This is a genomic window from Hymenobacter sp. H14-R3 (genome assembly GCF_030063445.1).
Classification (GTDB): Bacteria; Bacteroidota; Bacteroidia; order Cytophagales; family Hymenobacteraceae; genus Hymenobacter.
This window is the reverse complement of record NZ_JASITD010000018.1, coordinates 94,804-103,681: the sequence shown is the minus strand read 5'-3', so window position 1 is coordinate 103,681 and position 8,878 is coordinate 94,804. Positions and strand designations below refer to the sequence as shown.

Annotated in this window: 8 protein-coding genes and 2 pseudogenes; 3 read left to right on the top strand and 7 right to left on the bottom strand. The window is 65.2% G+C overall.

Annotated features, from left to right (window positions below; genetic code table 11):
- Positions 1 to 63: 63 nt before the first annotated feature.
- The 3 genes from QMK33_RS16335 to QMK33_RS16325 all read right to left on the bottom strand — a co-directional run bounded on the left by QMK33_RS16335 (position 64) and on the right by QMK33_RS16325 (position 1,904).
- Positions 64 to 612, bottom strand: coding sequence for a general stress protein (locus QMK33_RS16335; protein WP_283565687.1), 549 nt, complete (start codon positions 610 to 612; stop codon positions 64 to 66).
- Positions 613 to 914: 302 nt separating this feature from the next.
- The gene (locus QMK33_RS16330; RefSeq protein ID WP_283565686.1) at positions 915 to 1,361 is read right to left on the bottom strand and encodes a BLUF domain-containing protein; all 447 of its coding nucleotides are present in this window, start codon (positions 1,359 to 1,361) and stop codon (positions 915 to 917) included.
- A 213-nt stretch (positions 1,362 to 1,574) separates the two neighbouring features.
- Positions 1,575 to 1,904 carry a thioredoxin domain-containing protein gene (locus QMK33_RS16325; protein WP_283565685.1) on the bottom strand — a complete coding sequence of 110 codons (330 nt, stop codon included), beginning with the start codon at positions 1,902 to 1,904 and terminating at the stop codon, positions 1,575 to 1,577.
- A gap of 420 nt (positions 1,905 to 2,324) precedes the next feature.
- On the opposite strand from QMK33_RS16325, the gene QMK33_RS16320 reads away from it, so the two are divergent.
- Positions 2,325 to 3,935, top strand: coding sequence for a sensor histidine kinase (locus tag QMK33_RS16320; protein ID WP_283565684.1), 1,611 nt, complete (start codon positions 2,325 to 2,327; stop codon positions 3,933 to 3,935).
- Positions 3,913 to 4,965, top strand: coding sequence for a response regulator (locus tag QMK33_RS16315; protein ID WP_283565683.1), 1,053 nt, complete (start codon positions 3,913 to 3,915; stop codon positions 4,963 to 4,965). The genes QMK33_RS16320 and QMK33_RS16315 overlap by 23 nt, the downstream gene beginning before the upstream one ends.
- A gap of 876 nt (positions 4,966 to 5,841) precedes the next feature.
- On the opposite strand, the gene QMK33_RS16310 is transcribed toward QMK33_RS16315, so the two are convergent.
- Together QMK33_RS16310 and QMK33_RS16305 are read right to left on the bottom strand one after the other, a co-directional pair.
- The gene (locus QMK33_RS16310; protein WP_283565682.1) at positions 5,842 to 6,615 is read right to left on the bottom strand and encodes a Crp/Fnr family transcriptional regulator; all 774 of its coding nucleotides are present in this window, start codon (positions 6,613 to 6,615) and stop codon (positions 5,842 to 5,844) included.
- A 27-nt stretch (positions 6,616 to 6,642) separates the two neighbouring features.
- On the bottom strand, positions 6,643 to 6,894 hold the full coding sequence (locus QMK33_RS16305; RefSeq protein WP_283565681.1) for a response regulator transcription factor: 252 nt from the start codon (positions 6,892 to 6,894) through the stop codon (positions 6,643 to 6,645).
- 279 nt (positions 6,895 to 7,173) lie between these two features.
- On the opposite strand from QMK33_RS16305, the gene QMK33_RS16300 reads away from it, so the two are divergent.
- A complete protein-coding gene (locus tag QMK33_RS16300) occupies positions 7,174 to 8,304 on the top strand; it encodes an Acg family FMN-binding oxidoreductase (RefSeq protein WP_283565680.1) in 1,131 nt (376 codons plus the stop codon).
- A gap of 57 nt (positions 8,305 to 8,361) precedes the next feature.
- Here the strand turns inward: QMK33_RS16300 and QMK33_RS16295 are convergent.
- Both QMK33_RS16295 and QMK33_RS16290 read right to left on the bottom strand, forming a co-directional pair.
- Positions 8,362 to 8,520: pseudogene (locus QMK33_RS16295) on the bottom strand (cytochrome ubiquinol oxidase subunit I); the annotation flags it as partial.
- A 107-nt stretch (positions 8,521 to 8,627) separates the two neighbouring features.
- Positions 8,628 to 8,756 (bottom strand): annotated as a pseudogene (locus tag QMK33_RS16290) (cytochrome ubiquinol oxidase subunit I); the annotation flags it as partial.
- Positions 8,757 to 8,878: the final 122 nt, after the last annotated feature.

The following is an 8,878-nucleotide window of genomic DNA, read 5'->3' as shown; positions in this document are numbered from 1 at the left end:
TTACGGTGGTGAGCCGGGCCGTAGCCTGGGCCAGCGTCGTGTTCATTTCTCAGTTGCTGGCGATTAGGTTCCTGCGCATAACAGGCTGATTATAAGAGGCGCGTGCCAGCGCTGCGCAGCCGCCAGCTGGCTTACTCCCAGGATTTCGTGGGCGCGGGCCACCTCAGCCGCCGTGCCGTGGGCAATAAAGAGGAATTTGCCGGCCTTGATTTCCGTCTCGTAGTCGAGCACGCTGTTTTCGGGAATACCGACGCTGGCCAGCGCCCCGGCCAGCGCGCTGATAGTGCCGCCCGCCACCGCGCCTTCGAGGGCCAGCACCAGCGCCGATACCAGCGGGCCGGCCAGCAGCAGCGGCCCCACCCCCGGCACCAGGAAGAAAGCGGAGCCGAACAGCAGGCTCCAGATGCTGCCCCAAAACGCGCCGGTGCCACCCCAGCTCAGCATGCGGTCGCCGAGGTTGTAGTAGCCCACCACCTTTTCTTCGGTGTGCACGGCCTGGCCCACAATCGAGAGCTTTTGGAGGTCGTAGCCACTGGCTTGCAATGCCTCTACGGCCTGCTCGGCTTGCTCGTGAGTGTCGTAGAGGACGGACATGACGGGTTCGTTCTGCATCAGAAAGGGAGATAAGGGTAAAGGAAACGTGGTGCCCGCCCGGCCCGACGGGCGCGGTGCGAGTAGCACACTACAAGATTACGCCCGCTCTAAAATGGCTCCCATGACGAAAATCAGGCCCCAGGGTGACAAGCCACAGCGTCTGCCTCCTACTAGTTGCGCACGCCCCGGTCCGCCGGCGCAGCCGGCCGACCGGTTGCCGCGTGAACGACACCCGCCCAACTGGCCAAGCGGCGCGCGCGATAACCGGTCGGCCGGCGCAGCCGGTGGACCGGGGCACGTAGCCTAACTCAAAAATGGAGTTAATAGCTAATCGACTCCAACTCGTGGTGGGCCACAAAATCGAGCAGGAGGTTTAGCAGCTCGGGGCGCACGCGGGGCTGCGGGGCAAACAGCACCAGCGAGTGGGGCGTGGCGGCGGCCAGTAGCGCGTGCAGCTCCTGGGCGTTGGCCACGCGGAAGCCCATGTTCCAGTCGGCAAAGCTGCGCTCGGCGCAGGCCCCGGCGCCCACCAGGCGGCAGTGGTGGTGGCGCGGGTCGGCCACGATGTGGTCGTAGTAGAGCGTCCGCACCGTGGCTTCTTCCCCCTCCAGAATCTGAAAAAACCGGTCGTCGGGCGTGTGCAGCAGCAGGCCCGAGAGGTGGTGCTCGCGGTTGAAGGCGCGGGCCTGTTGCAGCAGGGCCGTCAGGGCCGGCGTGTCGAAGGGCTGCAAGGCCTGGCTGTGGTAAAGGAGGTGGTACAGGCCCATAAGTAGCAGCAAGTGAGTGAAAGCGCGCCGGGGTGGTTACCCTTCCCGGCCAATGCAGCGCTTACGGTTGGTGAAGCTACGCAATAAGCTTGATAATTGCCCCATTGCCAACGGATTAATGTGCTAAGTTTGGCTAGTGGCCTACCCGGTAGGGGCGGGGCCAGCCGGCCGGCCAGGCGCCTCAGCCCCTGACCCGCCAGCACTTACCCGGCGCTATTTCGTTGGGGGCGGAGCCAGCCGGGCCAGCAGCTGGGGCACAATAAACTCGCCCTCAGGCAGGCCCTGCTGGCGCCACAGCTCCACGCCCTGCCGCACCAGCACGAAGGCCGGCAACGTGGTTGCCTGGAAGCTGTGCACCACCGCCGGATGGCTGGCATCGTCCACCGACAGCACCCGGATAGCCCCCCCCAGCCGCTGCTGCAACACCTGGAGCGCCGCCAGCGTGGCCGCCCGCACCGGCAGGGCCGTGCCTACCGTAGGCAGCAGCACCAGCAGCACTGCCGCATCGGCGGCCAGGGCGGAAGTTGGGGTAGAGTGGGGCATGGCAAAGGAAGTAGCAGCAGAATACGTAAGCAACGGCAAAACTAGTGCCGTGTCGCGTTTCATAACATGAGCCTACCTGCTTAAATGGCTGATATCTATCATATTAATTCAAGTTAAGGTCAACGGTAAGCTCGTTCAACCCGCCGAATATGACTGGCTTGGCCAGCGGGTGGGCACTGTGGGGCTGGTGCGGGTAGCGAGGCCCAGCCGGTGCTGGCCCGCCAACGCCGCGCGCCGCACGAGCAGCTTCTCAATACATTTCGGCTGCCAGGGGCGCAAAGCTAGTGGGCCACGCCGGCGGCCAACATGACGACCGCCCGGCAAATACCTGACGTTCGTCATGGGTAGCCGCCGGCCCACTGCCGACCTTTGATAGGCATGAGGTGCAGCCCGCTCCTCCCGCTCCTCCCACGTCCGCCCATGCTTTCGGCTTCCTACACCACCATTCTCTCCAACCTGCTCTACACGCACTCCCGCGAATTTGTGGGTATCTATGACGTAGAGCTGGGCTGGTTTACGCAGGTAAACCCCATGGCCGTGCAGCTGCTGGGCTACGCCTCAGAAGAAGCCTTCCTCACCGACCCCGACCACTCGCTGCGCTCGCCGCCCTGGACGGTGGCCGAGTGGCGGGGGCTGTGCGAGCTCACGCAGCGCGAGGGCCACCACGAGCTGGAAACCACCATCCGCCGCCACACCGGCGAGCCGTTTCTGGCCTATTTGCGGCTCACGCATTTTGAGGCCGAGGGCCGCGCCGCGCTGCTTGTGTGCCTCACCGAGCAAAGCCCGCTGCAACGGGCCGAGCGCGCCTTGGCCCACAGCGTGCGCCGCTTCGAGGCGGTGTTTGCCAATGCCACCATCGGCATCATCGTCTGCGATAAGGCCGGTATTATGGTGTCGGCCAATGAGTTGGCCGGGCAGCTTTTTGGCTACACCCTGCCCGCGCTGCTGGGCCAGCGCATCGAAGTGCTGGTGCCCGGTGCCGCCGGCCGCCACCACGCGCTGCTGCGCGAAACGTTCAACCAAACCCCGGAGGTGCGCGGCATGGGTGTGCACCGCGTGCTGCAGGGCCAGCGCCACAACGGCTCCGTGTTCCCGGTAGAGGTCAGCCTGAGCTACTTCTACCTCGACGAGGAGCTGTACGTGGTGGCCTACATTCTCGACATCAGCCTCAAGCAGGCGGCCGAGCAGGAGCTGATTGCCCAGCACCGGCACGTGGCCCGCCTCAACGCCGAGCTGGAGCAGAAGGTGGCCGACCGCACCCACGCGCTGCTCAGCACCCTGGCCGAGCTCGAAGAGCGCGGCCAGGAGCTGGCCCTGGCCCTGGCGGCCGAGCGGGAATTGGGCGAGCTCAAGTCGCGCTTCGTGAGCATGGCCTCGCACGAGTTTCGCACGCCGCTCACGGCCGTGCTCACCTCGGCCACGCTCATTGGCAAGTATCCCGGCGGCGACCAGCAGCCCCAGCGCGTGCGCCACCTGGCGCGCATCGAAACCTCCGTCAACCACCTCAATGCCATCCTGGAAGAGTTTCTCTCGGTGGGCCGCATCGAGGAGGGTACCATGGAGACGCGGGCCACCACCTTCGACCCGGCCACGCTGCTCACCGAAACCCTGGCCGACGTGCAAAGCCTGCGCAAGCCCGGCCAAACCATTGTGCGGCTGGTGGAGTGCCCCAGCCCGGTGCACCTCGATTCGTCGCTGCTGCGCAAAATCCTGGTCAACCTGCTCTCCAACGCCCTCAAGTACTCGGGCGACAACTCAGTGGTGACCGTGCGGGCCAGCTGCCAGGCCAACCAGCTGGTAATGAGCGTGGAAGACCAAGGGGTAGGAATTTCCAAAGAAGACCAGAAGCACCTGTTCGAGCGGTTTTTTCGGGCCCGCAGCGTGAGCACCGTGCCCGGCACCGGGCTGGGCCTCTACATTATTGCCAAGTACCTGGAGCTGTTGCGGGGCACCATTGCCCTGCGCAGCACCCTGGGCCAGGGCACCACCGTCACCGTCACCATTCCCTATGAAAACGATTCTGCTGATTGAGGACGATACGTTCATCCGGGAAAACACGGCCGAGCTGCTTACGCTCACCGGCTACACCGTGCGCACTGCCGAAAACGGCAAAGTGGGCGTTGAAAACGCCCTGGCCGCCCGGCCCGACCTCGTTATCTGCGACATTATGATGCCGGTGCTCGACGGCTTCGGCGTGCTGCACATCTTCAACCAGCACCCGCAGCTGGCGGGCGTGCCCTTCATTTTTCTCACCGCCAAAACCGAGCGCGCCGACCAGCGCCGCGGCATGGAGCTGGGGGCCGATGACTACCTCACCAAGCCCTTCAGCGAAAACGAGCTGCTGAGTGCCGTGAGCGGCCGCCTCGACCGCTTCCGGCACCTGCAGCCCGACTACGACCTGCAAGCCGGCGGCCTGGGTGAGTTTCTGGACGATGCCCGCACCGTGGGCAACCTGGCCGGCCTCTCGGCCGACCGCCGCGCGCACCCGCTGCGCCGCAAGCAGGACGTGTACCTCGAAGGCGACGAGCCCACGCGGGTGTATTTTGTGCAGTCCGGCCGCATCAAAACCGTGAAAACCACCGAGGGCGGCAAGGAGCTGATTACCGGCTTCTACGGCCCCGGCGAGTTCTTCGGCTACCTGGCGCTGCTGGGCCAGACGCCGCACATCGACTCGGCCGTGGCCGTCGACGACTCGGAGCTGGTTTACATTCCGCAGGATGACTTTTCGCAGCTGCTACTGCGCAACCCGGCCGTAAGCCAGCAGTTTATTCACCTGCTGGCGGGCCGCGTGGGCGAGCGCGAGCAGCAGCTGCTGGCCATGGCCTACAGCTCCATTCGCCGGCGCGTGGCCGACACGCTGCTGCGCCTTTACGAGCCCACGGCCGACGACCCCGAGGCCACCATCCAGCTCACCCGCGAGGACATGGCCGCCATGGTGGGCACCGCCTCCGAGTCGCTGATTCGCACCCTGAGCGAGTTCAACCAGAATGGCCTGATTGAGCTGACGCCCAAAAATATCCGGGTGCTGGAGCCCGAAAAGCTGCGCCGCGCGCACTGGTAAACTAGTAGTTTATAAGCTAAAATACTGATTATAAATAGTTTATAAAATAGTAACTGGAAAGCATAACGTTCGCCAAGGGGCCACGTAGGGTGCTGGGCCACCTTGGGGTACCATGCTATCCACACCGGCAGGGGCTGCCACCTGCTGGCAGTCAGCTAAGCAGGTTGACCTTTTTACGGGGCCAGGAGCTAGTAGCCCGCAGCGCCGCGTAAGCCCCCGCCGGCCCCTTTTGGTAGCTGGGGAGAGAGCTGGCTCAGGATATAAAGGCGCATCCGGGCGTGGGCCCCTGGGCTGGCAGCCTCAAAACAAGCCCTTGTCCAGCAGCAGGCGCGCCTCCTCCAAATCCAGCTCATTTTCGAGCTTGCGCAGTACCTCCTCGCTGGTGCGCTCCTGCTGCTGCAATTCCTGCAGCACACTACGCTCAAATATAATCAGCTCTTCCTGAAGTAGTTGTGATTTAGTGAAGGGCTTCTCGCGCAGGTCGCAGGCGTGGCGGCCCCTGAGGGCGGCGGTTCAGCTGCGCAGCAGGCCCAGGCTCAGGCCCTGCACCACGAGCGTGCAAAAGATGACCACGAAGGTGATGAGCAAGTATTACTTCGGGCTCAATTAAAGCATTGATATTCAGGTAGGCGTGCAGCAGCACGAGGCGGCCCGCCAGGCACGCGGCCAGGCGGGTGGTGTAGGTCAGCGCCGAATTGGCGGCCGCCGATAAATCGGTGAGCACTACGAAGGCTGGTTTCATGGCAGAAGGCGGCCGCCAGCAGCCGCAAACGCTAGGAGCGGGCCGCAGGCAGCCCGCAGCCATAAAAGTCGGCCCCACTAGAAGCTGCATGGGGTGATTTATTACCAACCGCTGCGTCGCAAAGCAGGTGCGCCCTACCAGGGCGTATGCCGCAGCTTTTCGGGCTTCAGCAGGCGCATGGCCTTGGCAGTCAGCTCCAGCAAACCCGCCTGCCTGAACTCGCGCAGGGCGCGAATGAGCGACTCGGGGGCCGTGCCCACCAGGGCGGCCAGGTCTTCGTGCGCCAGCTCACGAGCCGTGGCCGCCGTGCCGCCGGCCTGCCCGTGCAGGTGCAGCAGCACGGCGGCCACGCGCCGCCGCACGGAGTGGTAGGCCATGTCGAGCAACTGCTGCTCGCGTGCGCTCACCTGCCCCGCCAGCAGGCGCATAAACTGCGGGCCCACCTCGGCGTGGTGCAGCAGCTGGGCAAAATCTTCCCCCGAGATGTAAACCAGCTCCGAGTCGTCGATGGCTACGGCCGAGTCGTGGTGGGGTGTGTGCTCCAGCAGGGGCAGGTAGCCCAGAAACTCGCCGGGGCCGTAGAGCCCCGTAATCAGCACCTTGCCTTCGGCGTTGGCTTTCAGCGTTTTCAGGCGGCCGGCCTGCACAAAATAAGCCCGCGTGGCTTCGTCGCCCGCGAGGTACACATCCTGGCGACGGCGCACGGCGTGCGCCGGGCGGTGGCCCGCGAGGTGGTCGAGCCGGGCAGTAGCGCGGGCATCGGCCACAAACTCGCCCAGTCCGCCGGGGGCCGCCAGGTCGTGGCCGGCCTGCACGCGGCGGAAGCGGGTCAGCCGGTCCGCAATGGCCCCCAGCAGCTCGTCGTCGGCCAGGGACTGGGTGAGGTAGTCGTCGGCCCCCAGCGCCACGGCCCGGCGCTGGTCGGCGTGGTCAAACTAACTGGCCAGCAGTAGAAAAGGAACGCTCGCCAGGCGCAGGTGCTGGATAAAATGCGCCAGCACGCCGTAGCCATCGAGCACGGGCAGCCCCACGTCGCACAGCACCAGCTCGGGGAGATGGGCCAGCGCCAGGGCCACGCCGGGCGCGCCGTTTGGGGCGATGTGCACGCCGTAGCCGGCCAGCTCCAGCAGGGGGGCAAGGCGCTCCCGGCTGGCCGGGTCGTCTGCCAGCAATAGAATCGTTTTCACTAGGAAGGCAGCGTGAAAACGGCCGGGCTACCGGGTAGCCCGGCTAAACGTGAGCGGCAGTAGGAAGGGCCATTAATGCAGGTCTAATAAGCTGAAAATAAATCTTTTATCCAGCTGAAATAAGTCATAGGAATAACCGCTGCCCCGCGCTGCCGGCCTGACAATAGTCAGCAGTAAAGGCTGACTATGCGCATGTTGCCGGCTCCGCCCGGCCCGCACCTTTGTTAGCGCCTACCCCACCAATGTGGCGGGGGTAAGCTTCCCTATTCCCTTGGTGCCATGAATCGGAGACAATTTTGGCCGGCCGCCGGGGGCGTGCTGCTCACTACCGGCGGCCTCGCCTACCTGGCCACGAAGCCGCCCCAAGCCACCCGGCCCCCGGTGCCGCCCGCCGGCGCGGTGCCGCTGCTGCCCGATGAGCGGGAAATTCTGCGCCTGGCCGCGCTGGCCCCCAGTGGCCACAACACCCAGCCTTGGCGCGTGACGCGCCACGCGCCCTTCCAGTGGACCATCGGCAACGACTGCACCCGCTGGCTGCCGGCCGTGGACCCTGCCCAGCGCGAAACCATGCTGTCGATGGGGGCTTTTATGCAAAACCTGGAATCGGCCGCCAACTACCTCGGCTACGCCTGCCGCTGGCAGCTGCTGGCCGATAACAACCAGGCAGCTAGCATGGTAGATGTAAAGCTGGCCAAAGCCGCGGGCCTGCCCGCTGTGGACGTAACGGGCCTGCTGCGCCGCCGCACGCTGCGCACGGGCTACCGCGACCAGCCGCTGGCCCCGGCCGATGTGCGCGCCCTGACGGCGGGCGAGCCCGGCTACCACTTCTTCCGCCGCGCCTCGCCCCAGGGCCAGTGGCTGGATGCCCAAACCCTGGCTGCCAATCGCCAGCAAACCTACCGCGATGCGGCCGAGCAGGAGCTAAGCCGCTGGGTCCGGTTTTCGAACCAGGAAGCCGCTCGGCACCGCGACGGCCTCACGCCTGCCAGCATGGGAATCGGGGGGGTAGCCGGGTGGTGGGTGCGGCATTTTTATAGCCCGGCCACGGTCATGAAAACGAGCTTTCGGGAGCAGAGTATGGCTCAGGTGGCCGAGCAGGTGGGCCAGTCGGGGGGCTGGCTGGTGCTCACCAGCCCCGACCGCGCCACCCCGACGCTGCTCGATGCCGGCCGGCGGGTGCAGCGCCTCTGGACGCAGGTGCGGGGCTGCGGCATTGCGGTGCACCCCATGACGCAGGTACTGGAAGAAGCCCCCTTCGCCCAGCAAGTAAACGGGGCCCTGGGCCTGGCCGAGCCCATTCAGTTCCTGCTGCGCTGCGGCTACGTAAACGACTACCCCGAGCCCGTGGCCGAGCGCCGCCCGGTCGAGTGGTTCGTTCAGAACGGCGCGGTGGGCCGGAATATGGCGTAGGCCAGGGTCGTGGCCGGTGAACAACTGGCCCAGCCCCGACACCGTGGCCACGACCAGCGCAATCTTAAATGCCGCCTTCAAGCTGTCCACGAAGCGGCCTTTCAGCAGAGTAGAAATGTAGAACGCGCGCACGCGCAGCACCAGAAACGAGCCGGAGAGAAAGGAGCTAATACCGGCGTGCGAGAGTCGGCCTGCGCTACCCGGGTTGAAGACCATCGCCCAGAAGTTGGTGATTTTGGCCCGAGCCCACGATGTGAAAGCCGGCTGGCGTTTGCTAACACAATCAAGACGGCCGAAAACAGGGAGCCCAGCGCCACCATTGCCGTGGTAAAGAAGGGCACCCGCGGCGATACCCGGTGCCAGCCAAAGAGCAGAATGCCCACAAAGCCCGATTCCAGGGCGAAGGCAAAAATGCCTTCCGCCGCCCGCGCCGAGCCGAAAATGTCGCCCACGTAGCGCGAGTAAGTGGCCTGGTGGGTGGCCGAAATCAAACTTCATCACCATGCCCGTAGCCACGCCGATGACCAGCACTACGCCCAGCCCGATGCTGCGCGGCGGTAGATATGGTGAAAGG

Coding starts and splice junctions, on each gene's coding strand:
- QMK33_RS16315 (WP_283565683.1), top strand. CDS start 3,913: ATGAAAACGATTCTGCTGATTGAGGACGATACGTTCATCCGGGAAAAC.
- QMK33_RS16320 (WP_283565684.1), top strand. CDS start 2,325: ATGCTTTCGGCTTCCTACACCACCATTCTCTCCAACCTGCTCTACACG.
- QMK33_RS16335 (WP_283565687.1), bottom strand. CDS start 612: ATGCAGAACGAACCCGTCATGTCCGTCCTCTACGACACTCACGAGCAA.
- QMK33_RS16325 (WP_283565685.1), bottom strand. CDS start 1,904: ATGCCCCACTCTACCCCAACTTCCGCCCTGGCCGCCGATGCGGCAGTG.
- QMK33_RS16300 (WP_283565680.1), top strand. CDS start 7,174: ATGAATCGGAGACAATTTTGGCCGGCCGCCGGGGGCGTGCTGCTCACT.
- QMK33_RS16330 (WP_283565686.1), bottom strand. CDS start 1,361: ATGGGCCTGTACCACCTCCTTTACCACAGCCAGGCCTTGCAGCCCTTC.